This is a genomic window from Pseudomonas sp. TE21435 (assembly GCF_056279265.1).
The window spans coordinates 243,620-269,256 of sequence record NZ_JBWBQZ010000001.1 but is presented as its reverse complement, the minus strand read 5'-3'; the positions used below and the strand labels follow the sequence as shown (position 1 = coordinate 269,256).

The 25,637-nt window shown below is 64.4% G+C and carries 22 protein-coding genes; 9 read left to right on the top strand and 13 right to left on the bottom strand.

Annotated elements, in window-relative coordinates; genetic code table 11:
* The first annotated feature begins 8 nt into the window (after positions 1-8).
* Together ACZ9C1_RS01125 and ACZ9C1_RS01120 are read left to right on the top strand one after the other, a co-directional pair.
* On the top strand, positions 9-569 hold the full coding sequence (locus ACZ9C1_RS01125; protein ID WP_110698734.1) for a CsiV family protein: 561 nt from the start codon (positions 9-11) through the stop codon (positions 567-569).
* A 4-nt stretch (positions 570-573) separates the two neighbouring features.
* Entirely contained in the window at positions 574-3,885 is a 3,312-nt protein-coding gene (locus ACZ9C1_RS01120; protein WP_476253405.1) for a DEAD/DEAH box helicase, read from the top strand.
* A gap of 67 nt (positions 3,886-3,952) precedes the next feature.
* Here the strand turns inward: ACZ9C1_RS01120 and nagZ are convergent, their stop codons facing one another.
* Both nagZ and ACZ9C1_RS01110 read right to left on the bottom strand, forming a co-directional pair.
* Entirely contained in the window at positions 3,953-4,951 is a 999-nt protein-coding gene (gene nagZ / locus ACZ9C1_RS01115; RefSeq protein WP_172670930.1) for a beta-N-acetylhexosaminidase, read from the bottom strand.
* A 180-nt stretch (positions 4,952-5,131) separates the two neighbouring features.
* A complete protein-coding gene (locus ACZ9C1_RS01110) occupies positions 5,132-5,836 on the bottom strand; it encodes a TetR/AcrR family transcriptional regulator (protein ID WP_046856397.1) in 705 nt (234 codons plus the stop codon).
* 209 nt (positions 5,837-6,045) lie between these two features.
* On the opposite strand from ACZ9C1_RS01110, the gene lexA reads away from it, so the two are divergent.
* Together lexA and sulA are read left to right on the top strand one after the other, a co-directional pair.
* Positions 6,046-6,654: a transcriptional repressor LexA gene (lexA, locus tag ACZ9C1_RS01105; protein ID WP_110698740.1), complete on the top strand. Its 609-nt coding sequence runs from the start codon at positions 6,046-6,048 to the stop codon at positions 6,652-6,654.
* 13 nt (positions 6,655-6,667) lie between these two features.
* The gene (gene sulA, locus ACZ9C1_RS01100; protein WP_277503327.1) at positions 6,668-7,144 is read left to right on the top strand and encodes an SOS-induced cell division inhibitor SulA; all 477 of its coding nucleotides are present in this window, start codon (positions 6,668-6,670) and stop codon (positions 7,142-7,144) included.
* Positions 7,145-7,195: 51 nt separating this feature from the next.
* Here the strand turns inward: sulA and ACZ9C1_RS01095 are convergent, their stop codons facing one another.
* From ACZ9C1_RS01095 to ACZ9C1_RS01065, 7 genes are all read right to left on the bottom strand, one after another.
* On the bottom strand, positions 7,196-7,429 hold the full coding sequence (locus tag ACZ9C1_RS01095; RefSeq protein WP_023630868.1) for a hypothetical protein: 234 nt from the start codon (positions 7,427-7,429) through the stop codon (positions 7,196-7,198).
* Between the two features lie 51 nt (positions 7,430-7,480).
* A complete protein-coding gene (locus tag ACZ9C1_RS01090) occupies positions 7,481-8,002 on the bottom strand; it encodes a DUF6586 family protein (RefSeq protein ID WP_198753863.1) in 522 nt (173 codons plus the stop codon).
* Between the two features lie 109 nt (positions 8,003-8,111).
* Positions 8,112-10,721, bottom strand: coding sequence for a type I DNA topoisomerase (topA, locus tag ACZ9C1_RS01085; protein WP_476253404.1), 2,610 nt, complete (start codon positions 10,719-10,721; stop codon positions 8,112-8,114).
* 100 nt (positions 10,722-10,821) lie between these two features.
* Complete coding sequence (locus ACZ9C1_RS01080; protein ID WP_102683169.1) at positions 10,822-11,073, bottom strand: DUF1653 domain-containing protein; 252 nt, start codon at positions 11,071-11,073, stop codon at positions 10,822-10,824.
* Positions 11,074-11,151: 78 nt separating this feature from the next.
* The gene (fadA, locus tag ACZ9C1_RS01075) at positions 11,152-12,327 is read right to left on the bottom strand and encodes an acetyl-CoA C-acyltransferase FadA (RefSeq protein WP_023629457.1); all 1,176 of its coding nucleotides are present in this window, start codon (positions 12,325-12,327) and stop codon (positions 11,152-11,154) included.
* Between the two features lie 30 nt (positions 12,328-12,357).
* Positions 12,358-14,505 carry a fatty acid oxidation complex subunit alpha FadB gene (fadB, locus tag ACZ9C1_RS01070; RefSeq protein ID WP_277503324.1) on the bottom strand — a complete coding sequence of 716 codons (2,148 nt, stop codon included), beginning with the start codon at positions 14,503-14,505 and terminating at the stop codon, positions 12,358-12,360.
* A 475-nt stretch (positions 14,506-14,980) separates the two neighbouring features.
* Positions 14,981-15,418, bottom strand: coding sequence for a hypothetical protein (locus ACZ9C1_RS01065; RefSeq protein WP_102683148.1), 438 nt, complete (start codon positions 15,416-15,418; stop codon positions 14,981-14,983).
* 110 nt (positions 15,419-15,528) lie between these two features.
* On the opposite strand from ACZ9C1_RS01065, the gene ACZ9C1_RS01060 reads away from it, so the two are divergent.
* The gene (locus tag ACZ9C1_RS01060) at positions 15,529-15,972 is read left to right on the top strand and encodes a universal stress protein (RefSeq protein ID WP_046856401.1); all 444 of its coding nucleotides are present in this window, start codon (positions 15,529-15,531) and stop codon (positions 15,970-15,972) included.
* 81 nt (positions 15,973-16,053) lie between these two features.
* Here ACZ9C1_RS01060 and ACZ9C1_RS01055 read toward each other — a convergent pair whose 3' ends face one another.
* Positions 16,054-17,985: an ATP-binding cassette domain-containing protein gene (locus ACZ9C1_RS01055; protein WP_102683168.1), complete on the bottom strand. Its 1,932-nt coding sequence runs from the start codon at positions 17,983-17,985 to the stop codon at positions 16,054-16,056.
* Positions 17,986-18,191: 206 nt separating this feature from the next.
* On the opposite strand from ACZ9C1_RS01055, the gene ACZ9C1_RS01050 reads away from it, so the two are divergent.
* The gene (locus ACZ9C1_RS01050) at positions 18,192-20,120 is read left to right on the top strand and encodes a transglycosylase SLT domain-containing protein (RefSeq protein WP_102683147.1); all 1,929 of its coding nucleotides are present in this window, start codon (positions 18,192-18,194) and stop codon (positions 20,118-20,120) included.
* 62 nt (positions 20,121-20,182) lie between these two features.
* Here ACZ9C1_RS01050 and ACZ9C1_RS01045 read toward each other — a convergent pair whose 3' ends face one another.
* Complete coding sequence (locus tag ACZ9C1_RS01045) at positions 20,183-20,986, bottom strand: MOSC domain-containing protein (RefSeq protein WP_457377967.1); 804 nt, start codon at positions 20,984-20,986, stop codon at positions 20,183-20,185.
* 55 nt (positions 20,987-21,041) lie between these two features.
* Entirely contained in the window at positions 21,042-21,977 is a 936-nt protein-coding gene (locus tag ACZ9C1_RS01040) for a chemotaxis protein CheV (protein WP_102683145.1), read from the bottom strand.
* A 338-nt stretch (positions 21,978-22,315) separates the two neighbouring features.
* Here ACZ9C1_RS01040 and ACZ9C1_RS01035 point away from each other — a divergent pair, with 338 nt between their 5' ends.
* From ACZ9C1_RS01035 to ACZ9C1_RS01025, 3 genes are all read left to right on the top strand, one after another.
* The gene (locus ACZ9C1_RS01035; protein ID WP_139673188.1) at positions 22,316-22,828 is read left to right on the top strand and encodes a histidine kinase; all 513 of its coding nucleotides are present in this window, start codon (positions 22,316-22,318) and stop codon (positions 22,826-22,828) included.
* A 375-nt stretch (positions 22,829-23,203) separates the two neighbouring features.
* Positions 23,204-24,100, top strand: a complete 897-nt coding sequence (locus tag ACZ9C1_RS01030; RefSeq protein ID WP_046856406.1) for a sensor histidine kinase — start codon at positions 23,204-23,206, stop codon at positions 24,098-24,100.
* Complete coding sequence (locus tag ACZ9C1_RS01025) at positions 24,090-24,752, top strand: response regulator (RefSeq protein ID WP_139672407.1); 663 nt, start codon at positions 24,090-24,092, stop codon at positions 24,750-24,752. The genes ACZ9C1_RS01030 and ACZ9C1_RS01025 overlap by 11 nt, the downstream gene beginning before the upstream one ends.
* On the opposite strand, the gene yegS is transcribed toward ACZ9C1_RS01025, so the two are convergent.
* The gene (yegS, locus tag ACZ9C1_RS01020) at positions 24,736-25,623 is read right to left on the bottom strand and encodes a lipid kinase YegS (protein WP_277503322.1); all 888 of its coding nucleotides are present in this window, start codon (positions 25,621-25,623) and stop codon (positions 24,736-24,738) included. The genes ACZ9C1_RS01025 and yegS overlap by 17 nt on opposite strands.
* Positions 25,624-25,637: the final 14 nt, after the last annotated feature.

The window sequence follows — 25,637 nt, the reverse complement described above, 5'->3', positions numbered from 1 at the left end:
GAAGCTTCATGCGTGCCATCCGTTGCCTGACCCTGCTGCTGGCCCTGCTCGCGCCAGCTGCCTTCGCCGCGGGCCCCTACCAGGTGGAAATGGTCCTGGTGCGGCAGAACGCCGTGCCGGCGATCACCAGCCCGTTCGCCCCGGAAGACTGGAGCGCCGGCGCGCCGCGCCTGGAAAAAGGCGCCGAACGCCCGACCGGCCTGGGTGACGAAGTCACCCGCCTGCAGGCCACCGCCGACTACACCGTGCTGCTGCACAAGGCCTGGCAGCAGGATGGCGAAACCGTTGCCCTGAGTGCCGGTGACGAACAGTTCGGCCACTTCCCGATCGAGGGCAACCTGAGCATCCAGGAAAGCCGCTTCATCGCCGTGGACGCCAACCTCTGGGTCAACCAGCTCGACAGCAATGGCAGCGTGCTGCGCAGCGAGCAGTTCAAGCAGAGCAACAGCAACATGAAGGCCGGCCAGCTGACCTTCCTCGATGGCGGGCACCTGGCCGTGCTGCTCAAGGTTTCACCGGCCGGCATGCGCAAGATGCCGCTGCCCGACCCGGAAATGATGGAGCAGTGAAACCGTGAACGCCGATGTGCAGAAGCTGGCGGCCGAGAACCCGAGCTGGAAGCGCGACTTTTCCGCGGCCACCCTGCAACGTGGCGAGCGCTACGCCGAACAGGGCCTGGTGCAGATCCAGTCCCACGGCGATTCACGCATCGAGTCCACCTGCCGCGGCAGCGGCGGCAATGTCTACCGCCAGCGGATCATCATCACCGCGGGGCCATCCGGGCAATGCCATGTGCGCGGCAACTGCTCCTGCCCGGTCGGCGAGAACTGCAAGCACTGCGCCGCCGCGCTCTACACCCTGGCCAGCAGCTACGGGCGCGGCGCGGCCAGCGGCGAGCAACTGCCCCATCACCTGCAGCATTGGTTGCAAGGCCTGGAGCAGCCCACCCCCTGGCAAGACGGCGCTGAAGACCGGCGCGGGCGCATGGTCTGCTACCAACTCATGCTCAAGGACGACAAGAGCTGCGCCTTGCGCGTGCGCAAAGGCACCCGCGAAGAGCATGGCATTCGCTACAGCCGCATCCATTCGCTGTACGAACTGCTCTACGAGCCGCCAAAATACGTCAAGGAAGAAGACCTGCGCATCCTGCGTCAGCTGTCGGCGCAGAACGCGCCTTTCGGCCAGGAGCGCGGTTTCGCGCTGAAAGGGCACGAGGGCGGCGAACTGCTGCAGCGGGCACTGGATACCGGGCGCCTGATGTTCATCGAAGACTTTCCCTTGATGGTTCAGGGCGCCCCGCGCCAAGGGCAATTCCGCTGGGTACGCCTGAACAGTGGCGACTATCGGGGCATGTGGTACAACGGCGAGGAACCGCTCAATTGCGTGCTGCCGCTGGTGCCGCTGTTCTACTTCGATGTCGACAGCCAAGAAGTCGGCACCGTCACCCACACCCTCGACCCGCACACCGCCCTGCAGCTGTCCCTTGCCCCCGATGTACCGGAACACCTTATCGTGCCCCTCAGCCACAAGCTCAACGCGCTCAACCATCGCCTGCCGACCCCCACCGCCGTGCAGGAGGAACAGCTCGACGGCATCGAGCCGACCCCACACTTGACCCTCGGCAGTCTCGAATTCAGCGCCTACACGCCCAAGACCGGGCGCATGCAACGCCAGATGCAGCACCGCGCCGCGCTGGCGTTCGACTACGACGGCCTGCGTGCCAGCGGCAGCGACGACAAGTCACTCAGCCGCCTGGTGGGCACCACCAGCCAACGCATCCAGCGCCAGCCACAGGCCGAGCAGGCCCTGCGCATGGCCCTGCGCGACCACGGCTTCAAGGTGGCGACCCGCCAGAGCAAGGCCCTCCCCGACAGTGCCGGCGAAATGTACCAGTTGCCCGACGACGAAGCCTGGCTGCGCTTCGCCCGCGAGGGCCTGCCGCGCCTGCGCGAAGCGGGCTGGGCGATCGACGTGCACCGCGACTTCGCGTTCAACCTGCACGAGGTCGACGACTGGTATGCCACCATCGAGGAAGCGCCAGGCCACGAATGGTTCGACCTCGAGCTGGGTATCGTGGTCGACGGCCAGCGCCACAGCCTGCTGCCCATTGTCCTGCAACTGCTGCGCACCAGCCCGGAACTGCTGCGACCCAGCGAACTGGCGCGGCGCAATGACGACGAGCACCTGCTGATTGACCTCAACCGCGCCCGCCATGACGGCCCGGCACTGCGGGTCGCCCTGCCCTACGGGCGCATCAAGGCGGTGATGGGCACCCTGGGCGAACTGTACCTGCACGAGGACGCCGTGGGCCCGAGCCTGCGCCTGGACCGCACCGATGCCGCGCGCCTCAACGAAATCGACCACCTGCCGCTGCAATGGGAAGGCGGCAGCCATGTGCGCGACCTGGGCCGACGCCTGCGTGACGCTCGCGACCTGCAGGTGATGCCGCCCAAAGGCCTGAACGCCACATTGCGCCCCTACCAGCAGCAAGGCCTGAACTGGCTGCAGGCCCTGCGCGAGATGGGCACCGGCGGCATCCTCGGCGACGACATGGGCTTGGGCAAGACCCTGCAGACTCTGGCCCACCTGCTGCTGGAGAAAGAAAGCGGGCGCCTGGCACATCCGGCACTGGCGGTGATGCCCACCAGCCTGGTGCCCAACTGGCTCGACGAAGCCCGGCGCTTCGCCCCCGACCTGCGCGTGCTGGCCTTGCACGGCCCAGGCCGCAACAAGCACTTCGCCAATCTGGCCGACTATGACCTGGTGCTGACCACCTACGCCCTCGCCCCTCGTGACCTCGAACCACTCAAGGCCCAGCCCTGGCACCTGCTGGTGCTGGACGAGGCGCAGAACATCAAGAGCAGCACCAGCAAGGCGGCCCAGGCCGTTCGCGAGCTGCAGGCCAGCCAGCGGCTGTGCCTGACCGGCACGCCGATGGAGAACAACCTCGGCGAGCTGTGGTCGATCTTCCACTTCCTGATGCCCGGCTGGCTGGGCGACAGCAAGCGCTTCACCCAGGACTACCGTACCCCGATCGAGCGTCACGGCGACGCTGAGCGCATGGCCCATCTGGCCAGCCGCATCCGCCCGTTCCTGCTGCGCCGTACCAAGGAACAGGTGGCCACCGAACTGCCGGCCAAGACCGAAATGATCCACTGGGTCGAGCTCAGCGACGCCCAACGCGACACCTACGAGGCGCTGCGGGTGGCAATGGACAAGAAGGTCCGCGACGAGATCGCCCGCAACGGCGCCGCGCGCAGCCAGATCGTCATCCTCGACGCGCTGCTCAAGCTGCGCCAGGTGTGTTGCGACCTGCGCCTGGTCAAGGGTACCGAGGCCAAGGGCACATTCGCCGACAAGGGCAAGCTGGGCAGCCTGCTGGAGATGCTTGAGGAGCTGCTCAGCGAGGGGCGCAAGGTGCTGCTGTTCTCGCAGTTCACCTCGATGCTCGCGCTGATCGAGTTCGAGTTGGAGAAGCGCGGCATTCGCTACAGCCTGCTGACCGGCGATACCCGTGACCGTCGCGCCCCCGTGCAGCAGTTCCAGAATGGCGACAGCGAGGTATTCCTGATCAGCCTCAAGGCCGGCGGCACGGGGCTTAACCTGACCGCCGCCGACACCGTGATCCACTACGACCCGTGGTGGAACCCGGCCAGCGAGAACCAGGCCACCGACCGCGCCTATCGCATCGGCCAGGACAAGCCGGTGTTCGTGTTCAAGCTGATCACCCGTGGAACGGTGGAAGAGAAGATCCAGCAATTGCAGCAAGAGAAGGCGGCACTGGCAGCCGGGCTGCTCGATGGCGGGCAGGCCGGGCAATGGCGGTTGGGGGATGAAGAGATCGAGGCGCTGTTCGCGCCGCTGCCGGGCAAGCGAAGTAAGTAAAAGCCCGCTCCCACGAACCCTCAGGGGGGGCGTGGCAGCGGGCTTGCCCGGGACGAGGCCAGCGAGGTCAATCGACCAGCTGGGCTTCCTTCAACGCCCCCAACGCCTCCAGCCAGCGCGGCTGCTGGCGGTAATCGGTACGTGCGAAGCCCTGCCCGCGCATCCGCGCAATTCGCGGCGACGGCTTGACCTTCATGCGCTGCGCCGCGCTTAGCGCCAGCTCGGCCGAAGCCCGGTCATTGCACACCAGGCCCATGTCGCACCCAGCACTGAGCGCCGCCTCGATGCGGCTGGCGGCATCGCCCACCACGTGGGCGCCGGCCATGGACAGGTCGTCGCTGAAGATCACCCCGTCGAAGCCCAGCTCGCCGCGCAGGATGTCCTGCAGCCAGCGCCGGGAGAAGCCGGCCGGCTGGTTGTCGACCTGCGGGTAGATCACGTGGGCCGGCATCACCGCCGCCAACTGCCCGCTCAGGCGGGTGAACGGCACCAGGTCGGCCGCGCGCAGCTGTTCCAGGCTGCGCTCATCGACCGGGATCGCCACATGGGAATCGGCCTCGGCCCAGCCGTGACCGGGGAAATGCTTGCCACAGGCGGCCATGCCCGCGGCATTCATGCCACGGATGAAGGCGCCGGCCAGTTCGGTAGCCCGCTGCGGATTGCCTTCGAAGGCGCGGCTGCCGACCACGGCACTGCGCTGATGGTCGAGGTCCAGCACCGGGGCAAAGCTCAGGTCCAGGCCTACCGCCAGCACCTCGGTGGCCATCAGCCAGCCGCACTGCTCGGCCAGGTATTCGGCATTGGCGTTGTCGGCGATGGCGCGCATGGCCGGCAGGCGCACGAAGCCCTGGCGCAGGCGCTGGACCCGCCCGCCTTCCTGGTCCACGGCGAGGATCAGCTCGGGGCGGATGGCGCGGATCGAGGCGCACAGCTCGCGCACCTGGCGCGGGCTGTCGATGTTGCGGGCAAAGATGATCAGGCCGGCCACTTCGGGCTGGCGCAGCAGATGGCGGTCTTCGGCGGTCAGCCATTTACCGGCGATATCCACCATCAGGGAGCCTTGCAGGCTGGCAGTCATTGGGAATCCTTCATTGGAGATCCGGAGGTCGCGCAGACGCACGCACACATCGGACAACGCGGTGTCCGATGGTTCAGTGGCGAAGCTGCCGTGCTGACGGGAATTGCGGCGGGGGCGAGTTCAGGCATGGGCGCTAGCTTAGCGCAAGCGCCCTGCCCCGCCCAGTGCTCAGGCCTTGGCGGGCGCGCCGGACTTGCTGCGTGGGCGCAATTGCGCCGCGGCCATGGCCTGGTCGGTGACACCGCTGTCGGCACGCATGCCGGCGGCCAGGAACGGCACCATCAGGCGCATCACCTGCTCGATCGAGGTGTTGATGCCGAAGTCGGTTTCGGCGATGGCGCGCAGGGCCTTGATACCCGACATGCTGAACGCCGCGGCGCCGAGCATGAAGTGCACGCGCCAGAACAGCTCCAGTGGCGGAATGCGCGGCGCGGCCTCGTTGACCAGCAGCATGTAGCGGCGGAACACCTTGCCGTACATGTCTTCCAGGTAACGGCGCAGGTGCCCCTGGCTCTGGCTGAAGGCCAGGCCCAGCAGGCGCATGAAGATCGACAGGTCGTTGTTGCTGCGCGGTTGCACGACCAAGGCCTGCTCCACCAGCATTTCCAGCAGCTCCTCGAGCGAAGCCTTCTGCTCGGGACGCGCCTGGTGGCGGTCGAGCTCACGCTCCAGGCTGGCGCAGAACGGGCCCAGGAAGCGGGAAAAGACCGCCTGGATCAGGGCTTTCTTCGAACCGAAATGGTAGTTCACCGCCGCCAGGTTGACTCCGGCCTTGCTGGTGATCAGCCGCAATGAGGTTTCCGCGAACCCGCGCTCCGCGAACAGCTGCTCCGCCGCATCGAGGATGCGCTCAACGGTTTCCGATTGGGCCATGACTACTCCGCCTGACAAACAGTTGTTTGAAACATACGTTTCAAGCCTGATTATGTCAAGGCTCAGTGACTGGGTGGTCGCTCATTTAAACACAGCCACAAGGCATTGAATGCGCACGCTTTGCAGCGGTTGTTCGGCAAGGGTGCTTGCAGCTTGCCAGCTACTGTATATAATTCCAGTCACTGTATATAAAGACAGAGCCCTCGCCCATGCTGAAACTGACGCCACGCCAAGCCGAGATTCTGGCTTTCATCAAACGCTGCCTCGAAGACAACGGCTTCCCGCCGACCCGTGCCGAGATCGCCCAGGAGTTGGGCTTCAAGTCGCCCAACGCCGCCGAGGAGCACCTGAAAGCCCTGGCCCGCAAGGGCGCCATCGAGATGACCCCTGGCGCTTCCCGCGGTATCCGCATCCCCGGCCTCGAGCCCAAGCAAGAGGACAGCGGCCTGCCCATCATCGGTCGCGTCGCTGCCGGTGCACCGATCCTCGCCGAGCAGCACATCGAGGATTCCTGCAGCATCAACCCGGCCTTCTTCCATCCGCGCGCCGATTACCTGCTGCGGGTACACGGCATGAGCATGAAGGACATCGGCATCTTCGACGGCGACCTGCTCGCCGTGCACACCACCCGCGAAGCCCGCAACGGCCAGGTGGTGGTAGCCCGCATTGGCGACGAAGTGACCGTCAAGCGCTTCAAGCGCGAAGGCAGCAAGGTCTGGCTGATCGCCGAGAACCCCGAATTCGCCCCCATCGAAGTCGACCTGAAAGACCAGGAACTGGTGATCGAGGGCTTGAGCGTCGGCGTCCTGCGCCGCTGAACCAGGAGGCGTCATGCAGCCGTTCACCCATGCACCCCAGCAAGCCCAGCTGCCGCTGTTCGAGGCCTTCCTTGCCCAGCCGGTGCTACCAGGCCTCAAGCCCAGCGCGCCACCGCGCAAGAGCAGCCAGCCAGAGCTGTTCAGCGAGCTGGCCCTGCGCGGCGCGCCAGGGCACTGCCAGAGCCTGCTGGCGCCGATCCTGCGCGAACTCAGCGAAGAAGACGACAGCCGCTGGCTGACGCTCATCGCCCCACCCGGCAGCCTCACCCAGGCCTGGCTGCGCGACGCCGGCCTAAACCGCGAACGCATCCTGCTGCTGCAACCCGGCGGCAGGCAGACAGCCCTGCAACTGGCCTGCGAGGCACTGCGCCTCGGGCACAGCCATACCGTGGTCAGCTGGCTGGGCACCATCAACAGCAACGCCCGCCAACAGCTGCAGCGCGCAGCGGCCAGCGGAAACGCACAAAGCCTGAACATCCGCCTCGGCTGATGTTCAGGCTTTGCCTGTCAATCGCTTGAAACCCTGGGCCGCTACCGTGGCTCAGTGAAGGACGCGTGGCCCCTCTTCACGCTCGAAGTCACCTTCAACCAAGCGACCGGCCATTTGCACGCCAACGCTGAGCATGGCCTTGGCCACCTCCACATGCTGTCCTTGCAGGAATGCCTTGGCATCCTCGGAGAAATCCAGGGTTACCAGGGAGCCTTCATCCTCGGCGCGGCGCAGCTCGATCCGGCCATCAGGCAACTCGACAATTTCTAGAAAGGACGTTGACATAAAGGGCCTGCTTTTCACGAAAGGCCATTAGTGTACCAGCCATGGAAGCGCTCAGCACTCACTCAGCGCATCGCGGAATCGTCTCACCAGGCTTTTCAGGTTCTGCCGCCAGGCCTCCAGTTCCTCCCGGGAAAGCTCGACCGGCTCAGGCTCGTCCAGATTGACGGCCTGGATCAGCGGCTGGGTAACGTCACCCTTCAGGGTTTTCTTCGCGACCGGTGGTCGGAACAAATCGGCATAAGCCGCCAACAGACGCGCCAGCCAGGTTTCCGGCTGGCGGGCCAACTCCAGCAGCTCGGCCATTTCCGGGATCGCCACGCTCTGCAGCACCTCGTCGCTGAACAGCAACTCCGCCCGTGCCGCCGAGGCCTGGGGCAGGCGGTAGAAGCCGGCGATCTCGTGGCACAGCCCAAGCAGCGCGCCATACAGGTGGAACAGCGCCGACTCGCGCTCGGCCTGGAGCAGCCCCTGGGCATTCAGCGCCTGGCTGTCCGCGGCCTTGGCCATGGACTCCAGCGCGAGGCCGGCGAAGAACAGTTTCTGGTTGGTGCGAGTGTAGAGTTCCTGGGCCATTTCGACTGACTCCTGAAGGCTGCAAGGCGATTGCTTGCAGTTTCAGGGATTGCGCTTTGCTTGTCATCAAATGACTGGGGCCGCTCCGCGCCCCAGTCACGCCTTCAGATCAGCGCTTGTCTTCGACCTTCCACGCCTTGCCGTCGTAGAACGCCTTCCAGCCGGTAGGCTTGCCGTCAACCTCGGACTGCACGTACTGCTCCTTGGTCTTGCGGCTATAGCGGATCACCGTCGGGCGCCCTTCCGGGTCCTTCTGTGGCGCCTCGCAGAGGAAGTGATACTTCGGATCGATCTCATGCTTGTGCGGGACGATCTCCAGCACCAGCGGCGCACGGGTTTCGCGGTTTTTCGGGAACTGGCTGGCGGCCAGGAACAGACCTGAGGCACCGTCACGCAGCACGTAGGTATCGTCGACCTTCTCGCACTTGAGCTCCGGCATGTCCACCTTGTCCATCTTCGGTGGCGCCGCCTCGCCGCTCTTGAGCAGCTTGCGGGTGTTCTTGCAGCTTGGGTTGGTACAGCCGAAGAACTTGCCGAAACGGCCGGTTTTGAGCTGCATCTCGCTGCCGCACTTGTCGCATTCCAGGCTCGGGCCTTCGTAGCCCTTGATGCGGTAGTTGCCTTCTTCGATCTCGTAGCCGACGCAGTCCGGGTTGTTACCGCAGATGTGAAGCTTGCGCTTCTCGTCGAGCAGGTAGGCATCCATCGCCGTCGCGCAGATCGGGCAGCGGTGCTTGCCGCGCAGCACCAGGGACTCGGACTCGCCCTCGTCGTCAGCGGCGATTTCGTCGCCCGGCACCAGGTTGACCGTTGCCTTGCAACGCTCCTTTGGCGGCAGGCTATAGCCCGAGCAGCCGAGGAACACGCCGGTGGACGCGGTACGGATCATCATTGGCCGGCCACATTCCTTGCACGGAATGTTGGTCAGGGTCGGCTGGTTGGCGCGCATGCCGTGCTCGCTGGACTCGGCGGTCTGCAACTTCTTGCTGAAGTCGCCATAGAACTCGTCGAGGACGTTCTTCCAGTCACGCTCGCCCTGGGCCACATCGTCGAGGTTCTCTTCCATGCCGGCGGTAAAGCCGTAGTCCATCAGGTTGGAGAAGCTCTCCGACAAGCGCTCGGTGACGATGTCGCCCATCTTCTCGGAGTAGAAGCGACGGTTGTGCAGGGTAACGTAGCCGCGGTCCTGGATGGTGGAAATGATCGCCGCATAGGTGGATGGGCGGCCGATGCCGCGCTTTTCCATCTCCTTGACCAGGCTGGCTTCGGTGAAGCGCGCCGGCGGCTTGGTGAAGTGCTGGCTGGGATCGAGCTGGATCAGCTTGAGCGCTTCACCCTGGGCCATTTCCGGCAGCACGTCGTCTTCGCCCGGTTTGCTCTGCTGCGGCAGGACACGGGTGTAACCATCAAACTTGAGGATACGGCCCTTGGCGCGCAGCTCGAACTCGCCCGCCACCACGGTGACACTGGTGGACAGGTACTGCGCCGGCGGCATCTGGCAAGCCAGGAACTGGCGCCAGATCAGCTCGTACAGGCGTTCGGCGTCACGCTCCATGCCACTGAGCTTGGTCGGGTGGGTACTGACGTCGGACGGACGGATCGCTTCGTGCGCCTCCTGGGCCCCTTCCTTGCTGCCATAGACGATGGGCGCGGCAGGCAGGTACTGCTTGCCGAACTCCTTCTCGATGTAGCTGCGGGCCATCTCGACAGCGTCGGTCGACAGGTTGGTCGAGTCGGTACGCATGTAGGTGATGTAGCCGGCTTCGTACAGACGCTGGGCCATCATCATGGTCTTCTTCACCCCGAAGCCCAGGCGATTGCTTGCGGCCTGCTGCAGGGTGGAGGTAATGAACGGTGCCGAAGGCTTGCTGCTGGTCGGCCGGTCCTCGCGCTTGCTCACGCTGTAGCTGGAGGCCTTGAGCTTCTCCAGCGCGGCCATGGCCTGGGCTTCGTTGAGCGGTTTGAAGGCCTCGCCCTTCTCACGGGCGACCTCGAAACGCACCTTGGCGTTCTTGGCAGTACCCAGGTCGGCGTGGACTTCCCAGTACTCTTCGGGATTGAACGCCCGGATCTCGCGCTCGCGCTCGACCACCAGCTTCACCGCCACCGACTGTACGCGGCCGGCGGAAAGGCCACGGGCGATTTTCGCCCACAGCAGCGGCGAGACCATGTAGCCAACCACGCGATCAAGGAAACGCCGCGCCTGCTGGGCGTTGACCCGGTCAATATCGAGCTCGCCCGGCTGGGAGAAGGCTTCCTGGATGGCTTTCTTGGTGATCTCGTTGAACACCACGCGCTTGTAACGGCTGTCGTCGCCGCCGATGGCCTCGCGCAGGTGCCAGGCGATGGCTTCCCCCTCGCGATCCAAGTCGGTTGCGAGATAGATGGTGTCGGCATCCTTGGCCAGGCGGCGCAGCTCCTCGATGACCTTCTCCTTGCCGGGAAGGATCTCGTACTTGGCCTTCCAGCCCGCCTCGGGGTCGACGCCCATGCGTGCAACCAGGGTACGGCGCGCCTTTTCCTTCGGCGACAAGGCCGGAGCCTCGGCCGCGGCCTTGCCACGCTTGGCCGCCGGTTCCTTGCTCGCACTGGCGGAACCGCTGGTGGGAAGGTCACGGATGTGGCCGATACTCGACTTCACCACGTACTGGCTGCCCAGGTACTTGTTGATGGTCTTGGCCTTGGCCGGGGATTCCACAATGACCAGCGATTTGCCCATGGATCGGAGTATTCCTGAATCTGAAGATGAAAAACGCGTCAGGTGCCGGACGCGGCACCGCTATATATAGTGGCAAAAGAGTGAGGTCAAGCGCGGTCTATCACTCGTGCACCTTGCCCAGCCGCTCGCCAAGGCCCTCTTCGGCCTTGACCAAAGCAAAGCGTGGCACCTGCTCGCCGTCAACCTCGACGGACTCCTGGAACATCGAAAGTGGCCTGACCCAGAAGCTGTAATCACCATACAGACACTGGTAGAACACCATCCACTCCTCGCTCTCGGAATGTCGCGCAGCGCTGAAAACACGGTACTCAGGGCCTTTGTAATGCCGGTACACACCAGGTTGTATCTGCATGTCGCTCGCCCTCTTGAACAAATCCTGTAAAAAACAAAAGCCGGGGCACATGGCCCCGGCTGCTGTCCTGCGACGCGATCAGACGCGTTCGAAGACAGTGGTGATGCCTTGGCCCAGGCCGACACACATGGTGGCGACGCCCAGGGTACCGCCATTTTGCTTCATGACGTTGAGCAGGGTGCCGGAAATCCGCGCCCCCGAGCAACCGAACGGGTGACCCAGGGCGATAGCGCCGCCGTGCAGGTTAACCTTCTCATTCATCTTGTCGAGCACTTTCAGATCTTTCAGCACCGGCAGGGCCTGTGCGGCGAAAGCTTCGTTGAGCTCGAAGAAGTCGATGTCGGCGATGGTCAGACCAGCGCGCTTGAGGGCTTTCTGCGTCGACGGGACCGGGCCGTAGCCCATGATCGCCGGGTCCACGCCGGCGACCGCCATCGAACGGATGACCGCCAGTGGCTGGATCCCCAGGTCCATGGCGCGCTGGCCGGACATGACGATCATGCACGAGGCGCCGTCGGTGATCTGCGACGAGGTGCCCGCGGTGACGGTGCCGCCTTTCGGGTTGAACGCCGGCTTGAGCGACGCCAGGCCTTCGAGGGTGGTTTCCGGGCGAATGGTCTCGTCGTAGTCGAAGACCTTCAGGAAGCCGTTCTCGTCGTAGCCCTGCATCGGGATGATCTCGTCCTTGAACTTGCCTTCGACCGTCGCCTTGTGGGCGAGCTGGTGCGAACGCACACCGAACAGATCCTGTTGCTCACGGGTGATGCCGTGCATCTTGCCCAGCATCTCGGCAGTCAGGCCCATCATCCCGGAAGCCTTGGCAGCGTGCAAGGACAGGTGCGGGTTGGGGTCGACGCCATGCATCATGCTGACGTGGCCCATGTGCTCGACACCACCGATGACGAACACGTCGCCGTTGCCGGTCATGATCGCCTGGGCGGCGGTGTGCAGCGCGCTCATCGACGAGCCGCACAGGCGGCTGACGGTTTGCGCGGCGGAGGTGTGCGGGATCTGGGTCATCAGCGAGGCCATGCGGGCGATGTTCCAGCCCTGCTCCAGGGTCTGGTTGACGCAGCCCCAGATCACGTCTTCGACTTCTTTCGGGTCGACCTTGTCGTTGCGCTCCAGCAGCTTGCTGATCAGGTGCGCGGACATGTCTTCGGCACGGGTGTTGCGGTGCATGCCACCCTTGGAGCGGCCCATCGGCGTGCGACCGAAGTCGACAATCACCACGTCTCTTGGATTCAGGCTCATATCAATATTCTCGCTCTAGCTCGTGGGCGCTCAGTTGAAGAAGCGCTGGCCGTTCTTGGCCATTTCGCGCAGCTTCGCAGTGGGGTGGTACAGCGGCCCCAGGTCGGCGTACTTGTCGGCCAGTGCGACGAACTCGGCGACCCCGATCGAATCGATGTAGCGCAGCGCGCCACCGCGGAAGGGAGGGAAACCGATGCCGTAGACCAGGCCCATGTCGGCTTCGGCGGCGGTGGCGACGATGCCGTCCTCCAGGCAGCGCACGGTTTCCAGGCACAGCGGTACCATCATCCAGTTGATGATGTCTTCGTCGGTGACTTCACGCTGCTCGAAGATGACCGGCTTGAGCACGTCGAGCACGCTGGCGTCGGCGACTTTCTTCGGCTTGCCGCGCTTGTCGGTCTCGTAGGCGTAGAAGCCCTTGCCGTTCTTCTGGCCCAGGCGGTTGGCCTCGTACAGGGCGTCGACGGCCGAGCGACGCTCGTCCTTCATGCGGTCCGGGAAGCCTTCGGCCATCACGTCGCGGCCGTGGTGGCCGGTGTCGATGCCGACCACGTCCATCAGGTAGGCCGGGCCCATCGGCCAGCCGAACTTCTCCATCACCTTGTCGATGCGCACGAAGTCGACGCCTGCGCTGACCAGCTTGGCGAAGCCGCCGAAATACGGGAACAGCACGCGATTGACCAGGAAGCCCGGGCAGTCGTTGACCACGATCGGGTTCTTGCCCATCTTCTTGGCGTAGGCCACTGTGGTGGCCACGGCCACGTCGCTGGACTTCTCGCCACGGATGACTTCCACCAGCGGCATCATGTGCACCGGGTTGAAGAAGTGCATGCCGACGAAGTTTTCCGGACGCTTGAGCGCCTTGGCCAGCAGGTTGATGGAGATGGTCGAGGTATTGGAGGCGAGGATCGCATCCTCTTTCACCTGGCCTTCCACTTCAGCCAGCACGGCTTGCTTGACCTTCGGGTTCTCGACCACGGCCTCGACGATGATATCGACGTTGCCGAAGTCACCGTAGGACAGGGTCGGGCGAATGGCGTTGAGGGCCTCGGCCATCTTGGCCGGGGTCAGGCGCCCTTTCTCGACGCGCTTGCCGAGCAGCTTGGAGGCCTCGTTCAGGCCCAGCTGGATGGCTTCCTCGCGAATATCCTTCATCAGGATTGGCGTGCCCTTGACCGCCGACTGGTAGGCGATGCCGCCACCCATGATACCGGCGCCGAGCACGGCGGCCTGTTTCACGTCGTGAGCGATCTCGTCGTGGGCCTTGGCCTTGCGCTTGAGCTCCTGGTCGTTCAGGAACAGGCCGATCAGGCTCTCGGCGACCGAGGTCTTGGCCAGCTTGGCGAAGCCTGCGGCCTCGACCTCGAGGGCCTTGTCACGGCCGAAGTTGGCGGCCTTCTGGATGGTCTTGATGGCCTCGACTGGCGCCGGGTAGTTCGGGCCGGCCTGGCCGGCAACGAAGCCCTTGGCGGTCTCGAAAGCCATCATCTGCTCGATGGCGTTGAGTTTGAGCTTTTCCAGCTTGGGCTGGCGCTTGGCCTTGTAGTCCAGCTCACCGCTGATGGCGCGCTTGACCAGGTCCAGGGCACCGGCCTGCAGCAGCTCAGGGGCGACCACGGCATCGACGGCGCCGACTTTCAGGGCGTCCTCGGCGCGGTTTTCCTTGCCGGAGGCGATCCACTCGATGGCGTTGTCCGAGCCGATCAGGCGCGGCAGGCGCACGGTGCCGCCAAAGCCTGGGTAGATGCCCAGCTTGACTTCCGGCAGGCCGATCTTGGCGCTGCTGGCCATGACCCGGTAGTCGGCGGCCAGGCACATCTCCAGGCCGCCGCCCAGGGCGATGCCGTTGATGGCGACCACGGTCGGCACCTGCAGGTCTTCGAAGTCACTGAAAATGCGATTGGCTTCCAGGTTGCCGGTGACCAGTTCGGCCTCGGGCAGCTTGAAGTTGTCGACGAACTCGGTGATGTCGGCGCCGACGATGAACACGTCCTTGCCACTGCTGACGATCACACCCTTGACCGAGGCATCGGCCTTGATCACGTCCACGGCCTGACGCAGCTCGTTCAGAGTGAGACGGTTGAACTTGTTGACGGACTCACCCTTGAGGTCGAACTTCAGTTCGACGATGCCGCTTTCAAGAGCCTTAACCGTGATGGCTTTACCTTCGTAAATCATCAACTGATCTCCACGATATGGAAGCTGAACAGTACACGTCGATCGCTGGCAGCTAGAGCCGGTCTACCGGTCCCTCGCCCCAGGCACACCCGTCGACGCGCTAATCGGGATTCTGTAAGAGCCGTCTGACATACAAACGCTCAATTCATACGCCCGTTTGACTTGGGTGTGCACACATTCCCCGAAAAGAACCGCGTTGTCAAATACTCGCGAAGGCCGTGAAAACGCGACTTTCCAGTCATCTTCTACCCTCCGGGTACGAAAAATGATGACAGTGATCGCCCTCCATTCATGTCAGCGATAGGCCACCCCGATGGCAGACGTGCTTTTTTTCTAAACGCATCCGGCCAGGATGGCTACACTGCGACTGATTGAAAGTATTTCCGGCCTGCCTGGCCCTGTGCTTGCACGCACAAACGCAAAACGGCGCACAGGAGCATGTTTGCTCCTGTGCGCCGTTTTGTGTCACACGGGCTCAGGCGAGGGTTTCGAGGGTCTGGGCAATATCCTGCAAAACAGATTTGTCGCCCCGCTCGCTCCAGTACAGCGCAATCATGCGACTGTCGGCCTCGACCTTGTAGACCGTTGCCGGCAGGCGGGCGAAGGTCTCGGCCAGGCGCTGATCCTCGCAGGGCTCGCGCCACTGGTTCCACCACACGCCCGGGGTGATCTGCCAGTAGCACCAGCTGTCCGCGCGCCCCTTGCGTCGTGCCCGGTGGTACTGCGGGCAGGGGCTTGGCGGCTCGTTTACCAGCCAGTGCGGCCACTGCTGCGGCGCCAGTTGCATGGCCAGCCCCATGCGCCGCCCCTCCAGACGCAGGCTCATCTGCTCGCTCTGTTTGCGCGAGGGGCGCAACCAGGCCAACGGGCTGAGAATCAGCGCAAGGATTGACACCACCAGCCATACCGTCATATCTGTAGACCTTATAAAGCGTTGCAAATGAGCGGGTTAGTCAGGTTTCACGGAAGATCCGCGCGAAAGCGACCATACTTCTACTATCGCGATTGTCAGGAGTACTGCACATGTCCTATGAACATCTTCTGGTCGCTGTCGACCTGACCGAAGAATGCGACCCGGTGATCAAGCGGGCCAAGGCCATTGCCCTGGCCAGCGGCGCCAAGGTCTCCCTGGTGCATATCGTCGAACCCATGGCCATGGCCTTCGGCGGCGACGTGCCGATGGACCTGTCGCAGTTGCAGCAGCAACAGTTCGACCAGGCCAAGGAACGCATGGAGCGCCTGTACAACAAATACCCAGATATCAATCGCGGCGACTCGCACCTGGTCTACGGCCAGCCGCGCCAGGAAATCCACCAGTTGGCCAAGGATCAGAAGTGCGACCTGATCGTGGTCGGCAGCCATGGCCGCCACGGCCTGGCCCTGCTGCTGGGCTCCACCGCCAACGACGTGCTGCACGGCGCGCCGTGCGATGTGTTGGCGGTGCGGTTGCAGAAGAAGGCCGAGTAATACTTTCATCGCGGGGCAAGCCCGCTCCCACAAAGCCCGTCAAACAGGGCTGCGTGGGAGCGAGCTTGTCCCGCGATGGCTTCAGCCTTCCAGCTCGGCCCAGCGCTCCACCAGCACGTCCAGCTCGCCCTGCAGCTTCTCGATCTTGGCCAGCACCGCCGCAGTCTCGGCAATCGGCCGCTGATAGAAGCCCGCCGCACTCACTTCTTCCTGTGCCTCGGCCATCCGCCGTTCCAGCTCATCGATCTGCCCCGGCAGCATTTCCAGCTCACGCTGCAGCTTGTAGCTGAGCTTCTTCTTGCTGGCATCGGCCGCAGGCGTAGCAGCGGCAAGCGGCGCCACCTCCTCCACCGGCGCCTGCACCACGGCGCTGTTGAGCTCGGACTTGCCACCCTTGCTCTCGGTCACGCCGAGCAGCTTCGGCGAACCACCCTGACGGATCCAGTCCTCGTAACCGCCGACGTACTCGCGCACGCGCCCTTCACCTTCGAACACCAGAGTGCTGGTCACCACGTTGTCGAGGAAGGCCCGGTCGTGACTGACCATCAGCACCGTGCCCTTGTAGTTCGACAGCACCTCCTCGAGCAGTTCGAGGGTCTCGACGTCGAGATCGTTGGTCGGTTCGTCCAGCACCAGCAGGTTGGCCGGCTTGCTGAACAGCTTGGCCAGCAGCAGGCGCGCGCGCTCGCCCCCGGACAGCGCCTTGACTGGTGTACGCGCACGCTGCGGGCTGAACAGGAAGTCGCCGAGGTAGCTGAGCACATGGCGGTTCTGGCCATCGATCTCGATGAAATCGCGGCCTTCGGCCAGGTTGTCGATGACGGTCTTTTCCAGGTCCAGCTGATGGCGCATCTGGTCGAAGTAGGCCACCTCCAGTTTGGTGCCACGCTCGACCTTGCCACTGGTGGGCTCCAGGTCGCCCAGCATCAGCTTGAGCAGGGTCGTCTTGCCGGTGCCGTTGGCACCGAGCAGGCCGATACGGTCCTGGCGCTGCAGCACCATGGAGAAATCCTTGACCAGCTTCGGTCCATTCTGGTGGGCGAAGCTGACGTCCTCCAGCACCATCACCTGCTTGCCGGACTTGTCCGCCACCTCGATCTGGATATTGGCCTTGCCCTGGCGTTCACGGCGCTCGCCGCGCTCCACGCGCAGCGCCTTGAGCGCGCGCACGCGGCCTTCGTTGCGGGTACGTCGGGCCTTGATGCCCTGGCGGATCCACACTTCCTCCTGGGCCAGGCGCTTGTCGAACAGCGCGTTGGCAGTGGCCTCGGCGGCCAGTTCGGCCTCCTTGTGCACCAGGAAGCTGGCGTAGTCGCCGTTCCAGTCGATCAGCCCGCCACGGTCCAGCTCGAGGATGCGCGTGGCCAGGTTCTGCAGGAAGGAACGGTCGTGGGTGATGAACAGCACCGCGCCACCGAAGCCTTTGAGCGCCTCTTCCAGCCAGGCGATGGCGCCGATGTCCAGGTGGTTGGTCGGTTCGTCGAGCAGCAGCAGGTCAGGCTCGGACACCAGCGCCTGGGCCAGCAGCACGCGCCGGCGCCAGCCGCCGGACAGCTCGGCCAGGGTCTTGTCGGCCGGCAACTGCAGGCGGCTCAGGGTGCTTTCGACCACCTGCTGCAAGCGCCAGCCGTCACGGGCCTCGAGCTCGTGCTGGACGTGCATGAGCTTTTCCAGATCCTCGTCGCCGTGGATGTTCTGGCTCAGGTGATGGAACTGCGCCAGCAGCTCGCCGACGCCGTCAAGGCCGGCGGCCACCACGTCGAATACGCTACGCTCGTCGGCCACCGGCAGCTCCTGCGGCAGCTCGCCAATCTTCAGGCCTGGGGCGCGCCAGATATCGCCGTCATCGCCCTTCTGCTCGCCCTTGACCAGGCGCAGCATGCTCGACTTGCCCGTGCCGTTGCGGCCGATGATGCACACCCGCTCGCCACGGGCGATCTGCCAGGACACTTTGTCCAACAGCGGCATGGCGCCGAACGCGAGGGACACATCGCTGAATTTGAGCAGGGTCATGATCATCTCCAAAAACCGGGCGCGCATTCTACCTGACTTACCCCTTCACGGCATCAAAAGCCCGTTGCCGCGACAGAGCGTCGGATAACAACTCGATACAAGCACAGTGCTTTCGCCGGCCACCGGCAAACGGCTAAGCTAAGCAGTAATACTCAACAGTGCTGGCTCCGCCGTCACTTTCCATGGTTCCACTGCCCGGACGTATCATGCGCAGCCGCCTGTTACAAATTGCTTCCTGCCTGTTGCTGACCACCCTCGCCGCGAGCGTCGCACAGGCCGCCGACCTCACCCAGCAACGTCAATACTACGACGAGGCCAAGCGCGCCCTGGCCAAGGGCGACAAGGGCCCCTACCTGCGCTACGCGCAGGCGCTGCGCGATTACCCACTCACGCCCTATCTCACCTACGACGAGCTGACCGCCCGCCTCAAGAGCGCCAGCAACGAGGAGATCGAGGGTTTCCTCAAGGCCCATGGCGACCTGCCCCAGGCCAACTGGATGAAATTGCGCTGGTTGCGCTGGCTGGCCGAGCGCGGCGAATGGAACACCTTCACCCGCTATTACGACCCCAAGCTCAACTTCACCGAACTGGATTGCCTCAACGGCCAGTACCAGCTCTCCCACGGCCAGCGTGCCGAAGGCTTCGCCAGCGCCGAGAAGCTGTGGAACGTCGGCAAGTCCCAGCCCACGGCCTGCGACACCCTGTTCGCCATGTGGGCCGCCGAAGGCCAGCTGACCGAGGCCAAGCGCTGGCAGCGCGCCAAACTGGCGGCACAGGCGCGCAACTATGGGCTTGCGAACAATCTGGTGAAAACCCTCACCACCCTCGCCCCCCAGGGCAAGCTGCTGATCGACGTGGCGCAGAAGCCCGAGTTGCTCAACCAGCCTTCGCGCTTCACGCCCGTCAACGAGGCCATGTCCGACGTAGTCAGCCTTGGTCTTCGTCGCCTGGCCCGGCAGAACCCGGAGCAGGCCATGGCGCTGCTCGACGACTATGCCCAGCGCATGCACTTCTCCCGTGACGAGAAGGTCGCCATCGCCCGCGAGATCGGCCTGACCCTGGCCCGCCGCTACGACCCGCGCGCCCTCGACCTGATGACCCGCTACGACCCGGAGCTGCGCGACAACACTGTCAGCGAATGGCGCCTGCGCCTGCTGCTGCGCCTGGCCCGCTGGGAAGAAGCCTACGAACTGACCAAGCGCCTGCCCCAGGACCTGGCCAGTAGTAACCGCTGGAAGTACTGGCAGGCGCGCAGCCTGGAGCTGGCCCAGCCGAACAACCCGCAGGTCCCGCTGCTGTACAAGACCGTCGCCCGCGAACGCGACTTCTATGGCTTCCTCGCCGCCGACCGGGCGCAGACCCCCTACCAGCTGAACAACAAGCCGCTGGCACTGAGCCAAGCGATAACCAACAAGGTCCGCAACACCCCCGGCATCCGCCGCGCACTGGAGTTCCACGCCCGTGGCCAGATTGTCGAGGGGCGCCGCGAGTGGTACCACGTCAGCCGCCACTTCAACCGTGACGAAATGGTCGCCCAGGCCCGCTTGGCCTACGACATGCGCTGGTACTTCCCGGCCATCCGCACCATCAGCCAGGCCCAGTACTGGGACGACCTGGACATCCGCTTCCCCATGGCCCACCGCGACACCCTGGTGCGCGAAGCCAAGGTTCGCGGCCTGCATTCGAGCTGGGTATTCGCCATCACCCGCCAAGAAAGCGCCTTCATGGAAGACGCCCGTTCCAGCGTCGGCGCCAGCGGCTTGATGCAGCTGATGCCGGGCACCGCCAAGGAAACCGCGCGCAAGTTCAGCATCCCGCTGGCTTCGCCGGCCCAGGTCTTCAACCCGGACAAGAACATCCAGCTCGGCGCTGCCTACCTGAGCCAGGTGCACAGCCAGTTCAACGGTAACCGCGTGCTGGCCTCGGCCGCCTACAACGCCGGCCCCGGGCGCGTACGCCAGTGGCTCAAGGGAGCCAAGCACCTGAGTTTCGATGTGTGGGTCGAATCGATTCCGTTCGACGAGACGCGCCAGTACGTGCAGAACGTGCTGTCGTATTCGGTCATCTACGGGCAGAAGCTCAATTCACCGCAGCCGCTGGTGGATTGGCATGAGCGGTATTTCGACGATATGTGATTAGAGCCCTGTCGCGGGGCAAGTCGCATCGGTGCGCCGATGCGACTTGCCCCGCGATGACGCTATTCCAGAACCTCGACGTCCATCCCCACCTTCAGTTCCCCCTCGCCATCCACCGCCAGGTTCTGGCCAAACAGCACATCCCCTTCCTTTTCGCGGAACGTCTTGAGCGTGGTCAACGGCTCACGGTCCGGGCTGCGTTCGCCCGTGGCGGGATCGAGGGTGGTGAGGATGCAGCGCACGCTCGGCTTGAGCACGCGGAAGGTCATGTCGCCAATACGGATGCGCTTCCAGCGGTCTTCGGCAAAGGCCTCGGCCCCCTCGACCACCAGGTTCGGGCGAAAACGCAGCATCTCCATCGGGCGCCCCACCCGACGGCTCAACTCATCCAGCGAGGCCTGGCCGATCAACAGCAGGGGGAAACCATCGGGAAAGGCCGCCCGGTCACTGTTGAGACCGTAGCCGCTGGGCAGGTAGCGGGCCCGCTGCTCGGGGCAGTACACCAGCCTTACCGCCTTGCCCAGCAGCTCGCTGAGCCAGGCTGCGGCGGCATCGCCGGCATCCGGCACGCGCAAGGTGTCGCGCCAGATGGTGACGCCGCGCAGGGCCTCGTCGGCGGGCGGTACCGGCACCTCCAAGGGTGCCTGCCCCGGCGCCTGGAGCAGCAGTTGGCCCTGCTCGCCGTAATTGGCGCCAACCTGCCCCAGCCTCGGCCAGGCGCGCTGGGTCAGGAAGCGGCCGTTTTCCTGCTCCACCACCAGCCAGCGCCGGTCCCCGTCCAGGCCCAGGTTGCCGACAACCGACGCCTGCAGGCGCTGGGCCTGCGCCGATTTCACCGGGTACCGATACAACGCACTGAGAAACATCCCTGCCACCTTGCGCCAGTCGAAAGGCCAAGCTTATACCGGATCGGTACAGCCGTTACACCGTGGCGTCGTCCAGACTCAGGCGTTGACGCACCACATCCACCAGGCGATCGGGCTGGAACTTGGACAGGAAGTTGTCGCAACCGACCTTCTTGACCATGGATTCGTTGAAGCTGCCCGACAGCGAGGTATGCAGTACCACGTACAGGCCACGCAAGCGCGGGTCGTTGCGGATTTCGGTGGTCAGCCGGTAACCATCCATCTCGGGCATCTCGGCATCGGTGAAGACCATCAGCAACTTCTCGCAGACATTCTCCCCTGCGTCCGCCCAACCCTTGAGCAGGCGCAGGGCCTTGAGGCCGTCGCTGGCCACGTGCAGCTTGACCCCCAGTTGCGAGAGGGTATCGCGCAGTTGCGCCAGGGCCACGGTGGAGTCGTCCACCAGCAGCACCTCGCGGCCACGGGCGCGGGCCAGCACCGGGTCTTCGAGCTTGTCGCGGGAGACCTTGGCGTTGTAGGGCACGATCTCGGCCAGCACCTTCTCCACGTCGATGACCTCCACCAGTTGCTCGTCGACCTTGGTGATCGCCGTGAGGTAGTGCTGGCGGCCAGCGCTGGCCGGCGGCGGCATGATGGCTTCCCAGTTCATGTTGACGATACGATCCACGCCCCCCACCAGGAACGCCTGCACCGAGCGGTTGTACTCGGTGACGATGATGGTACTGTTTGGCCCCGGCTGCAGCGGACGCATGCCGATTGCCTGGGACAGGTCGATGACCGGCAGCGTCTGGCCGCGCAGGTTGACCACGCCACAGACGAACGAATGGCGCTGCGGCATCAGGGTCAGCTTGGGCAGTTGCAGCACCTCCTGGACCTTGAACACGTTGATGGCGAACAACTGCCGGCCGGCCAGCCGGAACATGAGGATTTCCAGGCGGTTCTCACCCACCAGTTGCGTGCGTTGGTCTACCGTGTCGAGAATGCCAGCCATTGGAAGCCCCCAGGCGTGAGTCGGGAAAAAGTGAATGCATCCCCCTGTATCGGCGGACACGGGCACAGCTTGACCCCTGATGGAAAAAGCCATGCGGGGTGATTGATATCACTTTACCATCATGCTTTACTGCTGCCACATCCTGCCATGCCCGTCGTTCGCAACGAACGACCCGCCTGAAACCGCATCAGGGAAACCCCTAGTGGCAATCGGGTCCAACCTGATGTTCGCAATATCCATTAGCCATTAATGTGACGCCATTCTCACTGCATGAACGGAGTCAGGCTTTTGCGAGCGATCATCTTGGTACGGCCAATCCCTGAAGACGGGGCGCCATGATGGATAGCACTCCACTGCACAACGCCGCCGTGGCGGCCTTTCTGCAGGATGCGCAGGTCCTGTTGGCCAGGTCCCAGGAATGCCTGCAGCACCTGGAGCTGATCACCAACGATCCGGATGCCTGCCACAGCCTCAATGCCGCACTCGACACTCTCGCCCGACGAGCAGTCGCGCTCGACCTGCTCGAAGTGGCCCACCATGCCCTGGCCCTGCAACGACTGCTCGCGCCCGCGTGCGCCCAGCAGCACCTGCACGGTACCAGCCTGCCCGCGCTTGCGGCCTGCCTGACCCTGCTGGACTGGCAACTGGAGCTGCTCGACCCGCAGACCGGCCGCCTGGACATGGACACCGAGGAGCAACGACGCCTGCTGGCCGAGCTCGCCACCACCCTGGGCCAGCCGGCATCGCAACTGTGTGCCGATTGCCAGGAAGCCGGCACGTTCTGCGCCCACCCCCACGCCCAGGATGCGCTTGCAGAGCAAAGCCTCAGTGCAGCCGACCGCCATCATTAACCCGACTAAATGCGCGGCAACTAAACTCACTCAGGGTTTAACTTGAAAAGTTTGGCAAGTTTTTCCAAATGTTTTTGCCCGCTGGTTTTTTAGTTGATCGAGGCGCACTGGAAACATCTTTTAATAATGGCACTATGCTAGCCAGCGCCTTGCCCGCCAGACCCGCCACAGCCCGGAAAATCCGAGGTTTCAAGCAGTTATCCCCCCGCGACCAAATTCAATCAAAGTGATAACATGCGCACGTTCGAACATGCGCACCCAGACTATCGGGTGATTGGATACGTGCCCGGTGCTTGATTGAATGCACGGCACCAGCACCTCTGGCCAGGCATGTGCAATGCCCTCAACTGCAATAACTCAGTGGCTTCCCTATCTATGCTCCCACGCTTGAAGTTCCTCCAGCGTTGCCGCTCCAGAGTTGCCCTGCTCCGCTGGACGACCACGCTGCTGTGCATTGCATCGCTGGCGGCAAACCTGGTGGTGTACCTGCGCACCCTGCCATTGTCGGCCAGCCTGCTGTTGCTCCAGTTGCTGGCGATGATCGGCGTCGGCTGGCACCTGCGCCATTGGGCGCGCTCGATCAACCTGCGCCCGGCGGAACTGGCCACGCGCATGCTCAAGGTGCAAGAGAGCGAGCGCCAGCGCCTGAGCCGTGAACTGCATGACGATATCGGTCAACTGCTGACCGCCGCCAAGCTGCAGGTCGACTGGCTGCAACGCCGGGTGCCGGCGGACCTGCAGGAGCACTGCGCTACCTTGCGCAGCACCCTGGACCATACGCTGGGCAACGTGCGCGACGTTTCCACCATTCTCAATCCTCGACAACTGGCCAGCCTGGGCCTGGAGGCGAGCCTGCGCGCGCATTTGCTGCGCACCCTGGAAAACACCGAGGTGCACTGGAGTCTTGAATGCAACCAACGCCTGGGCGGCATCAGCGAAGAGGTGACCATGGCGGCCTTTCGCATCACCCAGGAAGCGGTCACCAACATGCTCCGCCACGCACACGCACGCAATCTGGTGGTCCGCCTGCAGCGCACCTCAGCCGGCCTGGCGCTGTCGATCCAGGATGACGGCGGCGGCTTCGTGCCGGCGCAGACGCCAGCAGAAAGCGGCCTGCGCGGCATGGCTGGCATGCAGGAACGTGTGACAGCGCTGCAGGGCAGCCTGAGCATCACCAGCCAGCCCGGCCAGGGCACCCGGATCGACGCCCTCTTCCCATGGCCACCCCGCAACCAAGAACGTGCCAGGACTCCCGCTCCCGATGACCTGTAGATTATTGCTGGTGGACGACCATTCCCTGATTCGCGCAGGCGTCAGGGCCCTGGTATCGGACATCCCCGGCTACACCGTGATTGGCGAGGCCGACGATGGTGGCCAACTGCTGGAGCACGTCCGGCGTCTCGCGCCAGACATCGTCCTGCTGGATATTTCCATGCGCTCGACCAGCGGCCTGGACGCTCTCACGCAGCTACGGGCAAGCGGCTGCACCTGCAAGGTGCTGATCCTGTCCATGCACACCGACCCGGAGCTGATCATGCGCGCCCTGGAGAGCGGCGCCCATGGCTACCTGCTCAAGGACACCACGGCCACCGAACTGGAGCAGGCACTGACCGCCCTGCGCAACGACGAACGCTACCTCAGCCCGGCCATCGCCCACACTGTGATCAACCAGGCGCTGTTGCGCGCCCAGAGCGGCCGTCAATCGAACAACGAAGGCCACCACAACCTGACCGCCCGTCAGTTGGAGATCCTGCGCCTGATCGTGCGTGGCAAATCCACCCGGGAGATCGCCGGCGGCCTGGGCCTGTCGATCAAGACCGTGGAAACCCATCGCTCGCAGATCATGAAGCGCCTGCAGATCTACGATGTGGCGGGCCTGGTGCTGTTCGCCGTGCGCGAGAAGATCATCAGCCTGGACGACTGAGCAATGGCGAATCCGCCGGCAGGTGCACGCGCAGCGCCTTGGGCACGGCCTCGAAACGCAGGCTGGCCGCTTGCAGGGGCTCGCCGTCGAGGTTCATATCCAGCCCCTGGGCGCCCTTGATCTCCACCCATGGCAAGCGGGCGCGCACGAACAGCCCCTCACCGGCCAACAGATCGCGCAAAGCCCCGGCCATCTCCTGGGGCGCCGGCAGGATGCCGACATCCAGCAGGCCATCGTCCACGCTCGCCTCAGGGCATAGCACGTGCCCGCCGCCGGCCTGACGACCATTGCCGATGCCCAGCGCCAGCAACTCGCCCTGCCACTGGAACCCCGGACCCTGCAGCTCGACCGAGACCGCCTGCAGCTCACTGAAGCGCGACAGCCCGGTGAACAGGTAGGCTGCGCCGCCCAGCACTTTCTTCAGGTCTTCAGAGGTATTGGCGGTGACCTGGGTGCCGAATCCGCCGGTAGCCATGTTCAGGAACAGCTGGTCACCCACCCGGCCCAGATCGATCGGCCGTGCCGGTACCTCCAGCAGGTCGAGGGCCGCTTGCGGCTCAAGCGGCACACCGGCCGCCTTGGCGAAGTCGTTGGCCGTGCCCAGCGGCAGCAGCGCCAGGCTGGCCTGGGTAGCCGCCAGCCCCATGGCCTCGGCCACGTCGCGCAACGTGCCATCACCGCCGCCGGCCACCACGTGAGCATAGCCCGCCGCCAGAGCCTCCTCGACCAGGCGCTGGGCATCACCGCCCTCCCAGGTCAGGCGCACATCCAGCTTCCAGCCACGCTCACGCAGCTGACCCACCGCGGCTCGCACGTCTTCGTTGGTGGCCTGCTTGCCATGCAGGATCAGCAATGCCTTGCGCTCGCTCATGTCGCCCTCCCGGA